Genomic DNA, 16,777 nt, shown 5'->3' with positions numbered 1-16,777 from the left:
GGGCGGCAGCCGGAGCCACCTGCGGTGCCGGAGGCGGGAGCGCCCCGTCAACTGGCCCTATCCATCGGGGGTATCTGGCCCTGTAGTGCCGCGCGCCCTGATCCTAGTCAGGACAGGACATAAATGGCCCTCCGCACGGGGCGCATACGGTCGCGCCATTGCCCCCGGCAGCCGCGCGCCGTAACCAGCAGGAACCCGACCATGACCCATGATCCTTTTCTTCCCGCCGATCCGCTTGCGGTGATCGCCTCTTATGCGCAGGTCAACCTGATCGGCGGCGTCCGCGTCCCTGTGGGCACCGGCATGGCGGTGACAAACCCCGCCACCGGCGCGCGGATCGGCATGGCCGCCGCCAGCAACCCCGGGGAAACCGCTGCCGCCGTCGCCGCCGCCAAGGCCGCCGGGCCCGCCTGGGCCGCCCTGCCGGCCCGCGAACGGGGGCGCCGGGTGGCGGCCGCCGGTCGGGCCCTTGCTGCGGAAGCCGAGGTCGTGGCCCGCGTGCTTTGCCTTGAAACCGGCAAGGCGATCCGCACCGAATGCCGCGGTGAACTGGCCGTTGCCGCCGATCTGCTGGAATTCTACGGCGGGCTGGCGTCGGAGTTGAAGGGCGAGACCGTGCCCTTTCATCCCCGCTCCCTGACCGTGACCACCCGCGAACCGCTTGGGGTGGTTGCCGCGATCCTGCCCTGGAACGTGCCGCTGGTGCTGATGATGCTCAAGATTGCTCCGGCGCTGGTGGCGGGGAATACCGTGGTTGTCAAAGCCGCCGAAGAGGCCCCATTTGCCACCTTCGCCGCCGCCGAGATCCTGATGCAGTATCTGCCCGACGGCGTCCTGAACGTGGTGAACGGCGATGGCCCTGATTGCGGTGCAGCCCTGACCGCCCACGCGGATATCGCCAAGATCACCTTCACCGGTTCCGAAGAGGTCGGCGAAGTGGTCTACAAGGCCGGGGCCGGGCGGATCATTCCCGTCAGCCTGGAACTGGGCGGCAAGAGCCCGATGATCATTTGCGCCGATGCCGATCTGGACAAGACCGTGACCGGGGCCATCAACGGCATGCGCTTTACCCGACAGGGCCAAAGCTGCACGGCTGCCAGCCGGATCTACGTGCATTCCAGCCTGCTCAGCGCCTTTGTCGACAAGTTGGCCGGCAAGCTTGAAAAGCTGATCATCGGCGACCCGATGGACGAGGCCACGGATATCGGCACCATCATCTCGGCCCGTCAGGCCGGGGTGATCCGATCTTATGTCGCCCGCGCCGCCGCGACCCCGCAGGCCATCGTCCTGCGCTGCGGCACCCTGCCGAAGGACGCGGACCTGTCGCCCGACCTGTTCATGCAGCCGACCCTGATCCTGGGCCTGCCCGAAGATCACCCCTGCGTGCAGGAGGAAATCTTTGGCCCCGTCGCGGTCATTCAGGCCTGGGACAATTACGAAGAGGTTATCGCCAGTGCCAATGCAACCCGCTACGGTCTGGCGGCAACGGTCTGGACGGATTCCCTGTCGACCGCGCTGGATGCCACGGCGCGGCTTGATGCGGGCTATGTTCAGGTCAACCAGAACCTGACCATCCAGCCCAACGTGTCATATGGGGGCTTCGGGCGGTCGGGTCTGGGCAAGGAGGCGTCACTGGAAGCTATGCTGGACCATTTCACCCGGAAGAAGACAATCGTGATGAATTTCGACTGACATGGAACAGCTTCTGCCGATTTCCATCGCCGTCTTCCTGGCGGCGGTCCTGCGCGGGCTGACCGGCTTTGGCTTTGCCATGGCGGCGGTGCCCGCGATGAGCCTGTTCATCCCGCCCGCCAGCGCCGTGACCGTGGCAATCCTGCTGCAATCCCTTGTCGGCCTGCGTGACAGCGTGACCCAACGCCATCTGGCCAACTGGAAAGCGCTGGTCCCGATGAGCATCGGCGCGGTTGTCGGCACGCCGCTGGGGATCTTTGCGCTGACCCGGCTGTCGCCCGAAACGATGCGGGTGCTTCTGGCGGTGGTTGTCGGGCTGGGCCTCGTGGCGCTGGTGATGAAGGTCAAGTTGCCGCAAACGCGCAACTCGGCGCTTGGCGCCGGGGCGCTGGCCGGCCTGTTCTCGGGGCTTGCGGCCATGCCCGCCCCACCCGTCCTCGCCTATTTCCTCGGCACTGGCACACGGGCGGTGGAAACCCGTGCCTCGATGCTGATCTTCTTCTTCCTGACCTCGCTATTCACCTTGCCCGGCCTGATCTGGGCGGGCGAAGTCGACCGCGCCACGCTGATCGAAGCCCTTGTCGCCTTGCCTGCCCTGCTGCTAGGCACTTGGGCCGGAGGCCGCGCCTTCGGCTGGCTGACCGAGGCAAGCTATCGCACTGCCGCCATTGTGCTTCTGGCCGTGATGGCCGCGCTCAGCGCCCTGCGGGGGCTCGGGGGGCTGCTGTGAACTGAATACGAAGGACGAGGGGGGCATGCGTGCGATTTTTCTCAAGGGTGGCCATGATGGCCGTTGCACTGGTCCTGTCCGCTGTTCCCCTGGGTGCGGAAACCCTGATCCTTGGCACCACGCAAGTGCCCCGCCACTTCAACGGCGCCATCCAGTCCGGCATCGCGACGATGATGCCCACGGCCCAGATCTTTGCCTCGCCGCTGCGGTATGAGGACGACTGGACCCCGCGTCCCTATCTTGCCCAAAGCTGGGAGGTCGCCGAGGATCAGCTTTCGGTAACCCTTCACCTGACGCCGGATGCGACCTTTCACGACGGGATGCCGATCACCTCGGCGGATGTGGCCTTTTCAATCCGCACGATCCGGGACAACCACCCCTTCGCCAGCATGCTGGCGCCGGTCACTTCGGTCTCGACGCCGGATCCGCTGACGGCAATCATCCACCTGGCGCATCCCCATCCCGCCCTGCTGCTGGCGATGAGCCCGGCGCTGATGCCGATCCTGCCGGAGCATATCTATGGCGGCCCGGATCTTGCCGACAACCCGGCCAACCTGAAGCCTGTCGGGTCCGGACCGTTCCGTTTCGTGGAATATCGCCAGGGCGACCATTACCGGCTGGAGCGGAACCCGGATTTCTTCCTGCCCGATGCACCAAGACTGGACGGGCTGATCGTCAAGATATTCTCGGACCCGATGACCATGCTGCTGTCGTTGGAAAGCGGAGAGATCGACATGATCCTGCTGGTGTCCGGCGTGCACGACATCCAGCGACTGCAGGCGATCCCGGGCATGCAGGTCAGCGACGCCGGCCACGAGGCGATCGGCCCGCTGAACTGGATCGCCTTCAACATGGGCAAGCCGCCCTTCGACGATGTCCGGGTCCGGCAGGCCATCGGTTTCGGAATCGACAAACGCTATATCCTGGACCAGATGATGGCCGGACTTGCCCGCGATGCGCTTGGCCCCATCGCGCCCGGCTCGCCCTTTGCCGATGCCGGGATCGAACCCTATACCTATGACCCGGTCCGCGCCGCGGACCTGCTGGATGCGGCGGGGTATCCGGTCGGGGCAGATGGTCTGCGCTTCACGGCCCGGATGGATTTCATCCCCGGAGTGCCCGAACAGGGCCGCAACGTCGCCGAATACATGAAAAGCCAGCTGGCCCCGCTGGGGATCGCGCTGGAACTGCGCAGCGCGCCGGATTTCCCTACCTGGGCCCAGCGCATCGCCACCCATGATTTCGACATCACCCAGGACAATGTCTTCAACTGGGGCGATCCGGTGATCGGCGTACACCGGACCTACCTGTCCTCGAACATCCGTGAAGGGGTGATCTGGTCAAATACCCAGCGATATTCCGACGCCGAGGTCGATGATCTGCTGGCCCGCGCCGCCACCGAACCCGATCCGGAAGAACGCGCCGCGCTATATGCACGGTTCCAGCACATCGTCGTCGAAGAGGCGCCGATCCTGTTCATCAACGAATTGCCGCTTTACACGGCAGCCCGCGCCGAGGTGACGGGGCTGCCACAGTCTATCTGGGGCGCGATCTCGCCCTATCTGACGCTTGACCGCGAGCCATGACCCCCGGCTTCCGGCGCGGCTCGCATCAGCGGCAGGCCTGTTGCTGGCGATGCTGGTGGCCTGCTGTGTAGGTCCGCTGCTCTACGAAGCCGGGCTGGGGTTCCCGGGTCCTGCGGACCCAGATCGCCCGTCCTGGGGATTGATCATGGGGCAAGACCGGAACTTCCTGCTGATCGGCCGGTGGCTGGCCACCTTTCCGGGCCTCGCCATCCTGCTGACGGATCAGGGCACCCCGCTGCTGTCCGATGGACTTGGCGCCGCGCTTGATCCGCACAGCCGCAAGCCGGATTGACCTTGCCCACGGCCCGAGGCACCTTGCCACGATGGCCGCCAACCCCTGGTCCAAAACCTGAAGAAAGACGAGGATCCACATGCGCAAATCCACCGACCTGACGCGGCTTCTGCTGCTGCCGACCCTCGCGCTGGTCCTCGTCAGCGCTGCGATCCCGGCCAGCGCACATGATGCCACCGGCCACGCTGGCGGCTTCGTCAGCGGATTCTCGCATCCGATCCTCGGCTGGGATCACGTCATCGCCATGGTCGCGGTCGGTCTCTGGGGCGCCTTCCTCGGCAGCCGGGCGCGCTGGATCCTGCCGGTGACCTTTCCCCTGATCATGACCGCCGGGGCAACGATCGGCATCATCGGCCTGCCCCTGCCGGCGGTGGAAACCGGTATAGCCCTGTCCGGCGTGGTCCTGGGGCTGCTGATCGCCTTCGCCGTCAAGGCACCGCTCTGGATCGCCACCGTGATCGTCGGGATCTTCGCGCTGTTCCACGGCCATGCCCATGGGACCGAGCTTCCCTCGGCTGCCAATCCGCTGGCCTATGCGGTTGGTTTCGTGTTGGCGACGGGGTTGCTGCACCTGGCTGGGATCGGATTCGGGATGCTGACCACCAGCCGCCCCGGCCGTATCGCCATCCGCGCCATGGGCCTCGCCATCGCAGCGGTCGGCGGCGCGTTCCTTACCGGCCTGGCATAAGCCCATGCGCCGGTCCGGCATCCGTCTGTTGCTGGCGGCGCTCCTTGCCCCGAAGACAGCCCTTGCCCATGCGGGCGCGCATGGCCCGACCGAGATCTTTCTTGACGGGGCCCTTGCCACGCTGACCCGCCCCGAAGGCCTGCTGCCGATGCTGGCCCTCGGCATCGGCATCGCGCTGGCGGGACGCGACGGATTGTTCCGCGCCCTGCCATGGATGCTCGCCGGTCTCGGCGCCGGGGTCCTTGCCGCTGGCTGGATCGACCTCGACATGGCTGCGCTCGCGCTCGTGCTCGGGGCGGCCCTCGTCCTCCCCATCGCACTGCTCGGCCAGGGTCTCCCGCGCCTCGCGACCCTGCCCCTCGCGGCCCTTACCTGCGGCGCGACCACGGCAGGGGTCCTGCAAGGCCAGGGCACCGGCAACGCACCTCTCGCCGAAACCCTCGGCGTATTTCTCACCGCACCCGCCCCCGCCACCCTGACCTTCTTCGCCGCCCGCCTCCTCCTCTGGCCCCCCTGCCCCCGGCGCCACATTGCCCTTCGTATCGTCGCAAGCTGGATCACCGCCATTGCCCTGATGAGCCTCGCCCTCCTCCTCCGCCCCATCTGACGAAACCCACCTTCAGGCTCCCCTTAAGCTGTTTCCCTGTTCGAAATATCCTCGGGGGGAATTTCGCCGCAGGCGAAAGGGGGGCAGACAGCCCCCAATACTGGCCCCAATACTGGCCACCCCGATCAAAGGCGCCGCAACAAGGGTGATCTCGGTCCAAATCTCTGGCAAAAGACCCTGATGAGCGACGACTTGACCCTACGCCTTCTGGACCAGGCCCGCGCAGAAGGCTTCGCCGAAGCCCGCGTCTGCCGGCCCGTGGATGTCCCCGAGGTCGCCGCCCGCCTGCAAGCTTTCCTCGCGGCCGGCTACCAGGGCCAGATGGGCTGGCTCGCTGAACGGTCCCATTGGCGCGGTGATCCCTCCTGCCTCTGGCCCGAAGCCCGCAGCATCCTGATGCTGGCCGAGAATTATGGCCCCGACACCGACCCCATGACGATCTTGGACGCGCGGGACCGCGCAGCGATTTCCGTCTATGCACAAAACCGGGATTACCACGATGTGGTCAAGAAACGCCTGAAACGCCTGGCTCGCTGGTTGATCGACGCCGCAGGCCCGGATGCGATTGCCGGTGCCCCGGCGCAGGTCAAGGTTTTCGTCGATACGGCCCCCGTCCCCGAAAAGGCGCTTGGCCAGGCCGCCGGCCTCGGCTGGCAGGGCAAGCACACCAACCTCGTCAGCCGCACACTTGGCAGCTGGTTCTTCCTCGGCGCGATCTTCACCACGCTGGACCTTCAGACCGATAGTGCAGAGGTCGACCATTGCGGGCGCTGCCGCAAATGCCTGGATATCTGCCCGACCCAGGCCTTTCCGGCGCCCTATCAACTGGATGCACGGCGGTGCATTTCCTACCTGACCATCGAACACCGCGGCCCGGTCCCACTCGACTTGCGGGAAAAGCTCGGCAACCGGATCTATGGCTGTGACGATTGCCTCGCTGTCTGCCCCTGGAACAAGTTCGCCAGCACGGCACAAGAGGTAAAGTACCACGCCCGCGATGATCTTCGCGCGCCAGCTCTCGCCGACCTCGCGCAGCTTGACGACGCAGGCTTCCGGGCCCGGTTCTCGGGGTCGCCGATCAAGCGGATCGGCCGCGACCGCTTCGTCCGCAATGTCCTCTACGCGATCGGCAACAGCGAAGACCCCACGCTGCGCCCTGTTGCCGCCAGCCTGACAAACGACCCCGATGAAACGGTGGCGGAGGCAGCCCGCTGGGCTGCCGCCCGGCTTGGCCCATGATCCCCTGAAAACCGAAAAAGCCGGGGGCACACATCACCATGGCGGGAGGGGGCTTTCCCCCGCGCTCCGAAGACCCCACATTAGGTCAAAGCATGAAGGAGGCGACATGACGCAATACAGCAAGAGCGATGACGCCATCGCCCGACTGACCCCCGAACAATACCGGGTCACTCAGCAAAACGGCACCGAACGCCCCGGCACCGGTGCCTACAACGACAACAAGCAAAGCGGCCTCTACGTGGATGTCGTCTCCGGAGAGCCTCTGTTCGCCAGCGCCGCGAAATACGAAAGCGGCTGCGGCTGGCCCAGCTTCGTGAAACCGGTCGTGCCCGACAACGTAGTCGAATTGCGCGACGAAACTCACGGGATGGTCCGGGTAGAAGTCCGCTCCAAACATGGCGACAGCCATCTGGGGCATGTCTTCCCCGATGGCCCCCGGGAAACCGGCGGCCTGCGCTACTGCATCAACTCGGCCTCACTGCGCTTCATTCCCAAGTCGGAGATGGAAACAGAAGGCTATGGCGAATACCTGAACCAGGTGGAGGACCTGACATGACCGAACAACGCGCTGTCCTGGCCGGAGGCTGCTTCTGGGGCATGCAGGACCTGATCCGCAAATTACCCGGAGTTATCTCTACCCGCGTCGGTTACACTGGCGGGGATGTGCCCAATGCGACTTATCGCAACCACGGCACCCACGCTGAAGGCATCGAGATCATCTTCGACGACGAAGTGATTTCCTACCGACAGGTGCTTGAGGTCTTCTTCCAGATCCATGACCCGACCACCCTGAACCGGCAGGGCAATGATATCGGCATGTCCTACCGCTCTGCGATCTATTTCGAAGGCGAAACGCAGAAATCCAGTGCTGAAGAGGTGATCGCGGATGTCGATGCCTCCGGTCTCTGGCCCGGAAAGGTGGTCACCGAAATCGCCCCTGTCGGGGATTTCTGGGAAGCCGAGCCGGAGCACCAAGATTACCTCGAGCGGCTCCCGAACGGCTATACCTGCCACTTCCCACGTCCCGGTTGGGTCCTGCCCAAGCGCGCGGCGGCTGAATAAACGGGTGGGGGGCTGTCTGCCCCCCTTTCGCCTGCGGCGAAATTCCCCCCGAGGATATTTCAAACAGGGAAACTTCTAGAGAAATCCGCAGGTTTTCGTGTTTCGTATATCCCGGGGGAACATGGCCGCAGGCCGGGCGGGGGCAGCGCCCTTTTTTCTTCAGAAATCAAGGTCGGCGTAGTGCTCAGGCGGCGGGAAGCCGGGCACATGGTCCATCAGGATATTCCGGAAGGCGGGCCTAGACTTGATCTTGGCATACCAATCCTTGACCGCCGCGCTGCGGTGCCAATCCACGTCCGAGATGTAATCCAGTGCGCTCAGATGCGAGGCGGCGGCGAAATCCGCCAGGGTCATCTTGTCTCCCGCCAGCCAGCGGCGCTGTTCCAGAAGCCAGGAAAGGTAGTCGAGATGAAACTTGATCGCCGATAGCCCCGCCCGGACATTCTTGCTGTCCGGAAAGCCCTGCCCGGTGACCTTCTTGTTCACCCGTTCGTAAAGCAGTTTCGACGTCACCTCATGTTGGAACTTGTCGTCGAACCAGAAGACCAGACGGCGGACCTCGTGTCGTTCGAGCGGGTCCTCGGGCATCAGGGAAGGCTCAGGGTAGATCTCTTCGAGATATTCGCAGATCGCGGCACTTTCAGCCAGAACAACCCCGTTCAGCTTCAGGACAGGCACCTTGCCCGCCGGATTGCGACGCAAGAAATCGGTGTCCTTTTCCCAGTAGCGCTCTTCGATCAGGCGGCAGTCGATCTTTTTCTCGGCCAGCGACAGCCGCACCTTGCGGCAGAAGGGCGAGAGGGGCACGTGGTAGAGTTCGGCGGTGGTCATTCGGCATCTTCCATGGCTTGCCAGATTGAATGCCTGCTGAACCACCGGAATTCAATGCCCTGTTTCATCGCAGTGCCCTGTACCGCCTATCCCGAGAAACAATCTGCTCGGCCGTCGCGCTGAATCGTCGCCGCGCCGTCCTGGATCGCGTTGGCCCGCCGCCGTGTATATTCACCCGGATTAGACGCCGACCGGCTTTGTGGCGAAGGCAGGATCGCCGCCATCAGCGCCGCCTGCCGGGCGCTCAGATCCGCTGCATCCACGCCGAAATAATGCTGCCCCGCGGCCTCGACGCCAAAGACCCCTTCGTCGAATTCCGCAATGTTGAGGTAAACTTCAAGAACCCGTCGCTTGGACCAGAAGGCTTCGACCACGGGCGTCAACACCGTTTCCATCGCCTTGCGGGTATAGGTGCGCCCGTGCCAGAGATAGACGTTCTTCACCACCTGTTGTGAGATCGTAGAGCCCCCGCGCTGCCCACCGTCAGCAATGGCATCCCGGATGGCGGACATGTCGACACCCCAATGCAGGCAGAAATTGGCGTCCTCCGCAGCAACGACGGACCGCGCCATGACCGGAGCGATTTCCTCCATCGCCACCCATTGCCGCTCAACGCCGCCAAGACGCCGCGCCTCCGACGCCATATAGATCCCACCCCAGGGTTTCACCATGCCGTGCAAGGCGATGATCCCAAGGAAGGCCAGCAGCAGAATCAGCACCAGACGCCAGCCATGGCCCAACAACCACCGAAAAGGCCTGATCCGCCTGCGCGGGGCCCCTTTTGCCGACGATTTCTTGCCGGTGTTCTTTGACTGTTTTGCTGCTCTTGCCACGGAGCAGCTATACAACTCCAAGACCGCTCCGAAAAGCACCGGGATCCGCAAAACGATTCAAACCGATACCGATGCCAAGCCTGATCCGTATCCGCGGCACCAGCCCCCCCGCCTGCGCCCCCCCCCCGTTTCCCTGTTCCAAATATCCCGGGGGAGCGCGCAGCGCGGGGGCAGAGCCCCATATCCGCCGCCGCGTCACCCCCCATCGCTCGCAAGTTGGCCCTTGCGTCCTCACACCGGAAGCCATGTCGGCGAAACAATGGCATCCTGCCGGTGCAGGTCTTGACCTCCTCTTGCCAGCCTGCACAAGTCGGCCCGACTCCAAGGAATTTTCCATGACAGACCTCCGCCTTTCCCTGACCGATGCCCGCCGGCTTGTCGTCGACACGATGATACGCTGCCGTACCTCGCGTCCCAATGCCGAAGCCGTCGCCGAAGCCCTTCTGGGGGCCGAACTTGCCGGCCAGTTCGGTCATGGTCTGCGTCGCGTTCAGACCTATGGGGAGCAATCCCTCATCGGCAAGGTCGACGGATTTGCAACCCCGACCGCCGAGGCTGTGCGCCCCGGAGCCCTGGCCGTCGATGCCGCCCTCGGCTTTGCCTACCCGGCCCTCGATCTGGCGCTCGACTGGCTGCCCGCAGCGGCGCGCGCCAACGGGATCGCGATTGCCGGGCTGACCCGGTCGCATCACTGCGGCGTTGCGGGCATCCCGGTGGAAAAACTGGCTGAACAGGGACTCATGGCGATCCTGACCGCCAATGCTCCGGCCTCAATGGCACCATGGGGGGGGTCGAAACCGCTTTACGGCACCGACCCCCTTGCCTTTGCCGCGCCGATCGCCGGGGCCGATCCGGTGGTTGTCGACATCTCGCTCTCCAAGGTCGCGCGGGGCAAGATCCTGGCGGCGGTGCAACGCGGCGAACCGATCCCCGAGGGCTGGGCAGTGGACGAAAACGGCAACCCGACCACCGATGCCAAGGCCGCGATGCGCGGAACCATGCTGCCGATGGGCGACGCCAAGGGAACATCGTTGGCCATCATGGTCGAAATGCTTTGCGCCGGGCTGAACAATGCCAACTTCGGCTATGAATCATCGGGCTTCATGGATGCCGAGGGGCCTGCCCCGGCCACGGGACAGACCATCATCGCCATCGACGCAGGCGTCTTCAGCGCCAATGCGACCCAGCGGTTCGCCGATCTGGCTGGCGAGATCGAAGCTCAGGACGGCGCTCGCCTGCCAGGTCGCCGGCGCCAGCAGATCCGCGCCGAAATCACCGAAAAAGGCATCCCCGTGGACGAGGGCCTGCTGGCCACGATCGACGCCCTCGGACGCTAGGAACACCCCGATGTGCCGCTCCGGATAAACCGGGCGGCGACACTGGCGTGCCGACGACCCGCAAAGGCATTCACCTGCAACACCACCCCCATCGACCCGACCTTGCGTCGCGGCCGACGGTCCTCTGGCGGACAAAATCTCTGCGACGCCGGGGAAACTTGCCAAAATTTGCATTTAGGAAAATGGAATTTGACAGATACCTGTTTACAAGAATAACTGGCAACAAGGACTCGTGATAACTTGCAGGTCAATCTTTCTTACCGGTAATCATTTCAGTCCGTTTATATGTACTGAAGCGTAATGAATTTTGTGGGTAACGTGCCAGATAACCCAGATCCAGCCCCCGTCCCCCAGGCCGTCGAGGTCACGTATTCCTTTGAAGAGACCCTGTCGCATCTTCTTCGACGGTCGCATTTTCACGCGGAATCCCTTTTCTCGCAGATCCATGAAGACCTTGAGGTCACCTCTCGGCAACTGACCCTGATGATCGCTGTCGAGCAGAACCCCGGAGCGTCTCAGCGTGTGCTGAGCCAGGCGGTGTCATTGGATGTCAACACGGTCAGCGACACCCTGCGCCGGATGGAACGCAAGAGCCTTGTAGCCCGCGCTGCATCGCAACAGGACGCCCGGTCGGTTTCTGTCGTGCTGACGGACCATGGGCGCAACATCCGCCAGGCGGCAGCGGCGCGGAATGCCCTGTTTCAGGATCTGATTACGGAGAAGCTGTTGCCTGACGAGGCCGCTCAGTTGAAAAATCTGATCTGCAAGATGCTGGATGACACCGGCGGCAGGTCCTGAATTCCCCCGACTGACCCAGAGCTGGATTAACGCCCATTGGCGCCAGCCGTGAATGCCGCTGAATTTGCGTAAAGTAAACTAATGCAAATGCGCATTTGAAAAAGTGGCCTTCGCATTGAAGCCGCCCATGATTGGCGGCGCAATCAGGTCTGCGGGTATTGGCATGACCAATGCAAGCGACTGCTGTTGGCCTAGCGTTCCCCCCGCCGGTAGGGTTGCATCAGGGCCTGAGGCACGCGGGCGCGCCGTGCCATCAGGATCAGCGCCAGGATCGACAGCAGATAGGGCAGCATCAGGAACAACTGATAGGGCACCCCTTCGACCACCGTCTGCAGGCGCAGCTGGAAGGCATCGAAGAAGGCGAACAGCAGCGCGCCAAGCAGGGCCCGACCCGGCTTCCAGCTGGCAAAGACCACCAGCGCCACGCAGATCCAGCCACGCCCCTGCACCATGGTCGGGAAGAAGCTGTTGAAGGCCGCCAGCGTCAGAAACGCCCCGCCCAGACCCATCAGTGCCGATCCGGCCATGATCGTGCAGATCCGCAGCCAGACCGGGTCAATCCCCTGGGCCTCGACCGCATGGGGATTTTCCCCGGTCATCCGCAGGGCCAGCCCCAGCGGGGTGCGATAAAGCCCCCAGGCCAGCAGCGCGACCAGCGCCAGCGCCAGGTAGGTCGGCGGCGTCTGGTTGAACAGCACCGGCCCGACAAAGGGGATGTCGGACAGGACCGGCACCGGCCAGGGCCGGAACGGGTCGACCGTGGGGGGGGACGTGGCGACGGGCACCGCAAGGCGGAAGGTGTAATAGGCGAAGCTGGAGGCAAACAGCGTGATGCCAAGGCCGGTGACATGCTGGCTTAGTCCCAGCGGCACGGTCAGCAGTGCATGCAGCAACCCGAAGGCCGCGCCACCGACAGCGGCGGCCAGCATGCCGGTCCAGAGGTCTCCGCCGGAATAGACCGTGACCCAGCCGACCATGGCGCCGAAGGTCATGATGCCTTCGATACCAAGGTTCAGCACACCGACCCTTTCGCACAGCAGCACGCCGAGTGTGCCGAAGATCAGCGGCGTGGCGATGCGCAGGACGGCTTCCCACATGCCGACAGAGGACAGGATATCAAGAAGCTGGCTCATCTGCGGATCCGGTACTGGGTCAGGAAGATCGCCACCAGCATGGTCAGCAGCGACAGGGCAACGGTGACGTCGGCGATATAGGACGGGATCGACAGGGCACGGCTCATCGAATCCGCGCCGACGAACATCACGGCGCTGAACAGGGCCGCGGCGATGACGCCCAGCGGGTTAAGATTGGCCAGCATCGCGATGATGATCCCGGAATAACCATAGCCGGGCGAGAGATCCGTGGTGACATAGCCCTTGACCCCCAGCACCTCGACCGCGCCGGCCAGACCGGCCAGCCCGCCCGAAAGGCAGGCGACGGTGATCAGCGTGCGGCCCAGTGGGACACCGGCGAACCCGGCAGCGCGCGGGTTGAGCCCCGCCGCCCGCGACCGCATGCCAAAGACCGTGCGGGCCTGTATCCACCAGACCGCCACGGCCATGACCACGGCGATCAGCAGGCCGGCATGAAGGCGGGTCCGCGCCATCAGCTTGGGCAGCAGCGCGGAATCGGGCGCCGGAATGGACTGTGGCCAACCAAAGGCCAGCGGGTCCTTCATCGCGCCTTCGATCATCATCGACACGAACAGCAGCGCGACGAAGTTCAGCAGAAGCGAGGTCACGACCTCGTCCACGCCGAATTTCAGCCGCAGACCAAGGGGCCCCAGCAACAGGACCATCCCCGCGAGGGCTCCGGCCAGCAGGCACATCAGGACGGCCAGGACCGGCGGCAGACCCGCGATCCCCGGCACGGTCCCGAAGGCCGCGACCGCCAGCGCGCCGACATAGAACTGCCCCTCGGCCCCGATATTCCAGAGCCGCGCGCGAAAGGCCACCGCCGCCGCCAGCCCGGTCAGGATCAGCGGCACGGTCCGGGTCAGGGTCTCCGACACGCCAAGGCGCGACCCGAAGGCCCCCTTCAGGATCAGCCCGTAGGCTTCGAACATATTGGCCCCGGCAAGGGCGATCAGCCCGCCCGACAGCAGCAGCGCGGCCAGTATGGCGCCCACCGGCGCCAGCAGGACCAGCGCGGTCGGCGGGTGCTCTCGTCTTTCAAAGCGCATATTCGGCCTCTAGTTCACGGGCGGCGGACCAGTCACCCGCCATCATCAACCCCAGCAGGCGCGCATCGGCGCGCTCGGTCGGAATGGCCGGGGACAGTCGGCCACCGACAATCGCCTGGATGCGGTCGGACAGGGCCATGACCTCTTCGAGGTCCTCGGAAATCAGCAGTACCCCGGCCCCGGCATCGCGGGCCTCGAGCAGGCGTTCATGGACTCCGGCGATGGCGCCTTCGTCCAGACCCCGACCGGGCTGGGCCGCCACAAGGATCTCGGGCCGGGCCCGCAACACGCGGCCGAGGATCAGCTTTTGCATATTGCCCCCGGACAGCAGGCGGATGCGGCCATCGACCACAGCGCCCCGCACATCGTAATCGCGCAGGATTTCCTCGGTCGCGGCGCGGGCGGCGGCACGTTTCACCACGCCACGCCCGGCAAACTCTGTATCCCAGAGCCGTTCCAGCACCGTGTTTTCCCAGATCGTCATGTCTCCGATCGCGCCTTCGGCATTGCGATCCTCGGGGATGCGCCCCACCCCGGCGGCCATCGCATGGGGGACGTCGTGCTTCGCCGGGCTTTCCCCGCGGATCAGCAGCGCCCCGCCATCGGGCGGATAAAGCCCCGAGACCAGACCGGCCAGCGTCGTCTGCCCATTGCCCGACACCCCGATGATACCCAGCGTTTCACGTGCATGCAGGCGAAAGTTCACCCCCTGCAAAGACGCCCCGCCACGCCCGCCGAGCGCCAGGTTCACGCCCTCAAGCAGCACGTCGCCGGGGGTTGCCGGCGCCCGTTCAGGGCGTTTGACCGCACGGCCCACCATCAGCTCGGCAAGCTCTTCCTTCGAGGTCGCCTCGGTCCGCCGCTCGGCCACCACGCGGCCCCGGCGCAACACGACGACACGGTCTGCCCCGGCCATGACCTCGTGCAGCTTGTGGCTGATGAAGATCAGCGACAGGCCCTTGGCAGCCATTTCGCGCAAGGTGGCAAACAGGCTTTCGGCCTCCTGTGCGGTCAGGACGGCGGTGGGTTCATCCAGGATCAGGATGCGGGCATCGTTGTAGAGCGCCTTCAGGATCTCGACCCGCTGGCATTCCCCGACCGACAGGTCCGACACGCGGGCGTCCGGGTCCACCTTCAGCCCGAACCGCGTCGCCAGACCAGCCAGCTTTGTCCGCGCCGCGCCCCTGTCAGAGCGCAGCTTCCACAGGGATTCCGTGCCGGTCATGACGTTTTCCAGCACCGTCAGGTTGGGGGACAGGGCAAAATGCTGATGCACCATGCCGACGCCGGCGCGGATCGCGGCACGCGGCTTGCCCGGCGGCAGGGCCGCGCCCTCGACCCGGACCTCGCCCGTGTCGGCGGTGTAGTGGCCGAAAAGGATCGACATCAGCGTCGTCTTGCCCGCGCCGTTTTCCCCCAGAAGCGCGACGATCTCGCCCTTGTCGAGGTGAAGCGAGACATCTTCGTTCGCGCTGACAGCGCCGAAGCGCTTGGTGATGTTGTCGAGCTCGAGAACCTTCATCGGGGGCCTCCGAAAACCGGGAAGGGATGCTGCCAGCGGCCTTCGCATTCCAGCGCATCGGCCAGGGCCAGCAGCCGCAGGTCACCGCCCATCGGCGCGATCAGCTGCACCGGCAAGGGCAGGCCCTCGGCATCCGCACCAAAGGGCAGGGTCAAGGCGGGCGCGCCTGTGACATTTGCCAGCGTCGCATAAGGCGCGAAAGCGGACATGCGCGACAGGTGCAGGTCCACGTCGGCGTGATCGGTCGGGAAGGAGCCCAGCGGCAACGGGGCCGAGGCCAGCATCGGGGTCAGCAGGATATCCACCTGATCGAAGATCCGCCAAAGGGCATGGCTGGCCTGCGTCGCCTCGGTCATCATGTTCCAAAGCTGCGGCGCGCCGATCGCCCGGCCACGGGCCAGGAAGGCGCGGGTCAGCGGCTCGACCAGATCCGGCACGGGGTCTTCGGCAAAGGCTGCGGCCAGGTTGACCGAGACATAGGTGTCAAAGACCCGGTCACAGATGCTGCGGATCGGTGCCAGCTGGCGGGCGGAAAGGTCGATGACCTTGTGGCCCGCGGCCTCCAGCGTTCGGGCAGCTTCGGCAAGAACCGCCTGCCGGTCGGGGACGATATCGTCGGTGTCGGCGACCAGCCCGATGGTCAGTCCGACCCCTTCAGGCAATTGCGCCGGATCCGGCACAGGGCCGCGGGCCTGCCCCGCAAGGCAGGGCCAAAGCGCGCGCGCGTCCCGCAGGCTGCGCGTCACCGCGAATTCCGACGCGATCCCGCCAAGGGCATTGCCGAACCCCGGCCCGCCGGGCATCGCGCCAAGCGAAGGTTTCAGCCCCACCAGCCCGCAAGCCGCCGCCGGCACCCGGATCGAGCCGCCCGCATCCGTCGCATGGGCCAGCGGCACGATCCCCGCCGCCACTGCCGCCGCCGCACCGCCCGATGACCCGCCCGGGGACAGCGCCGGGTTCAGCGGGTTGCGGCAAACCGGCCCGACCACGGGTTCAGAGGCCAGTGACAGGCCAAGTTCGGGCACCGTGGTGGCCCCGAAGGCAACGAAACCGGCCGCGCGGAACCGCGCCGCAAGGTCGCTGTCCCCCAGCCCTGCATCCCCGGCAAAAGCGGCAGAGCCAAGCCGCAGCGGAATGCCCGCGAAGGGCCCGCCCAGATCCTTGACCAGCAGCGGCACCCCGGCAAAGGGCCCCGCGCCGGTCGCGGAAAGCTCCGCCGCCCCGGCGTTCTGCCAGCTGATCGCGCCCAGATTGCCACAGGCTGTCGCGTGGGTCAGCGCAAGCGTCATCGCCCCGCGCGCCGATATGGCACCCGAGGCGATGTTGCCTGCCAGTTCTGTCGCGTCCGAAGGCGCGGCGTTCATCCTGTCCAAGGGAC

17 protein-coding genes are annotated in these 16,777 nt (G+C 65.3%); 11 read left to right on the top strand and 6 right to left on the bottom strand.

Features of this window, described 5'->3' with window-relative positions:
• The first annotated feature begins 201 nt into the window (after window positions 1-201).
• The 9 genes from PSAL_RS14085 (at window position 202) to msrA (ending at window position 7,896) form a co-directional block, all read left to right on the top strand.
• Window positions 202-1,692 (top strand): aldehyde dehydrogenase family protein, encoded by a 1,491-nt coding sequence (locus PSAL_RS14085; protein ID WP_119839212.1) that lies wholly within the window; start codon window positions 202-204, stop codon window positions 1,690-1,692.
• 1 nt (window position 1,693) lies between these two features.
• A complete protein-coding gene (locus PSAL_RS14080; protein WP_119839211.1) occupies window positions 1,694-2,422 on the top strand; it encodes a sulfite exporter TauE/SafE family protein in 729 nt (242 codons plus the stop codon).
• Window positions 2,423-2,475: 53 nt separating this feature from the next.
• On the top strand, window positions 2,476-4,008 hold the full coding sequence (locus PSAL_RS14075; protein WP_119839428.1) for an ABC transporter substrate-binding protein: 1,533 nt from the start codon (window positions 2,476-2,478) through the stop codon (window positions 4,006-4,008).
• A 145-nt stretch (window positions 4,009-4,153) separates the two neighbouring features.
• A complete protein-coding gene (locus PSAL_RS14070; protein ID WP_196222784.1) occupies window positions 4,154-4,300 on the top strand; it encodes a hypothetical protein in 147 nt (48 codons plus the stop codon).
• Between the two features lie 79 nt (window positions 4,301-4,379).
• A complete protein-coding gene (locus PSAL_RS14065) occupies window positions 4,380-4,988 on the top strand; it encodes a HupE/UreJ family protein (protein WP_119839209.1) in 609 nt (202 codons plus the stop codon).
• Between the two features lie 4 nt (window positions 4,989-4,992).
• Entirely contained in the window at window positions 4,993-5,595 is a 603-nt protein-coding gene (locus PSAL_RS14060) for a hypothetical protein (protein WP_196941862.1), read from the top strand.
• Between the two features lie 180 nt (window positions 5,596-5,775).
• Entirely contained in the window at window positions 5,776-6,834 is a 1,059-nt protein-coding gene (gene queG / locus PSAL_RS14055; protein WP_119839547.1) for a tRNA epoxyqueuosine(34) reductase QueG, read from the top strand.
• A 106-nt stretch (window positions 6,835-6,940) separates the two neighbouring features.
• Window positions 6,941-7,390 (top strand): peptide-methionine (R)-S-oxide reductase MsrB, encoded by a 450-nt coding sequence (gene msrB, locus PSAL_RS14050; protein WP_119839546.1) that lies wholly within the window; start codon window positions 6,941-6,943, stop codon window positions 7,388-7,390.
• Window positions 7,387-7,896: a peptide-methionine (S)-S-oxide reductase MsrA gene (msrA, locus tag PSAL_RS14045; RefSeq protein ID WP_119839545.1), complete on the top strand. Its 510-nt coding sequence runs from the start codon at window positions 7,387-7,389 to the stop codon at window positions 7,894-7,896. Before msrB ends, msrA begins: the two co-directional genes overlap by 4 nt.
• A 159-nt stretch (window positions 7,897-8,055) precedes the next feature.
• Here msrA and fzlA read toward each other — a convergent pair whose 3' ends face one another.
• Together fzlA and mtgA are read right to left on the bottom strand one after the other, a co-directional pair.
• Window positions 8,056-8,727 carry an FtsZ-binding protein FzlA gene (gene fzlA / locus PSAL_RS14040; protein ID WP_119839544.1) on the bottom strand — a complete coding sequence of 224 codons (672 nt, stop codon included), beginning with the start codon at window positions 8,725-8,727 and terminating at the stop codon, window positions 8,056-8,058.
• Window positions 8,728-8,813: 86 nt separating this feature from the next.
• Window positions 8,814-9,560: a monofunctional biosynthetic peptidoglycan transglycosylase gene (gene mtgA, locus PSAL_RS14035; protein ID WP_119839551.1), complete on the bottom strand. Its 747-nt coding sequence runs from the start codon at window positions 9,558-9,560 to the stop codon at window positions 8,814-8,816.
• Window positions 9,561-9,895: 335 nt separating this feature from the next.
• On the opposite strand from mtgA, the gene PSAL_RS14030 reads away from it, so the two are divergent.
• Together PSAL_RS14030 and PSAL_RS14025 are read left to right on the top strand one after the other, a co-directional pair.
• Window positions 9,896-10,897: an Ldh family oxidoreductase gene (locus PSAL_RS14030; RefSeq protein WP_119839543.1), complete on the top strand. Its 1,002-nt coding sequence runs from the start codon at window positions 9,896-9,898 to the stop codon at window positions 10,895-10,897.
• Window positions 10,898-11,215: 318 nt separating this feature from the next.
• Window positions 11,216-11,695 carry a MarR family winged helix-turn-helix transcriptional regulator gene (locus PSAL_RS14025; RefSeq protein ID WP_196222807.1) on the top strand — a complete coding sequence of 160 codons (480 nt, stop codon included), beginning with the start codon at window positions 11,216-11,218 and terminating at the stop codon, window positions 11,693-11,695.
• A 191-nt stretch (window positions 11,696-11,886) separates the two neighbouring features.
• On the opposite strand, the gene PSAL_RS14020 is transcribed toward PSAL_RS14025, so the two are convergent.
• The 4 genes from PSAL_RS14020 to PSAL_RS14005 are packed head-to-tail and all read right to left on the bottom strand — an operon-like array spanning window position 11,887 to window position 16,763.
• Entirely contained in the window at window positions 11,887-12,828 is a 942-nt protein-coding gene (locus PSAL_RS14020) for an ABC transporter permease (protein ID WP_119839541.1), read from the bottom strand.
• Window positions 12,825-13,877 carry an ABC transporter permease gene (locus PSAL_RS14015; protein ID WP_119839540.1) on the bottom strand — a complete coding sequence of 351 codons (1,053 nt, stop codon included), beginning with the start codon at window positions 13,875-13,877 and terminating at the stop codon, window positions 12,825-12,827. The genes PSAL_RS14020 and PSAL_RS14015 overlap by 4 nt, the downstream gene beginning before the upstream one ends.
• The gene (locus tag PSAL_RS14010) at window positions 13,867-15,399 is read right to left on the bottom strand and encodes an ABC transporter ATP-binding protein (RefSeq protein ID WP_119839539.1); all 1,533 of its coding nucleotides are present in this window, start codon (window positions 15,397-15,399) and stop codon (window positions 13,867-13,869) included. The genes PSAL_RS14015 and PSAL_RS14010 overlap by 11 nt, the downstream gene beginning before the upstream one ends.
• Window positions 15,396-16,763, bottom strand: coding sequence for an amidase (locus PSAL_RS14005; protein WP_119839538.1), 1,368 nt, complete (start codon window positions 16,761-16,763; stop codon window positions 15,396-15,398). Before PSAL_RS14005 ends, PSAL_RS14010 begins: the two co-directional genes overlap by 4 nt.
• Window positions 16,764-16,777: the final 14 nt, after the last annotated feature.

It is taken from the genome of Pseudooceanicola algae, assembly GCF_003590145.2.
In the GTDB taxonomy this organism is placed as follows: Bacteria; Pseudomonadota; Alphaproteobacteria; order Rhodobacterales; family Rhodobacteraceae; genus Pseudooceanicola; species Pseudooceanicola algae.
Note: the sequence above shows the minus strand (reverse complement) of the source record. Positions and strands in the feature narration are given on the sequence as shown.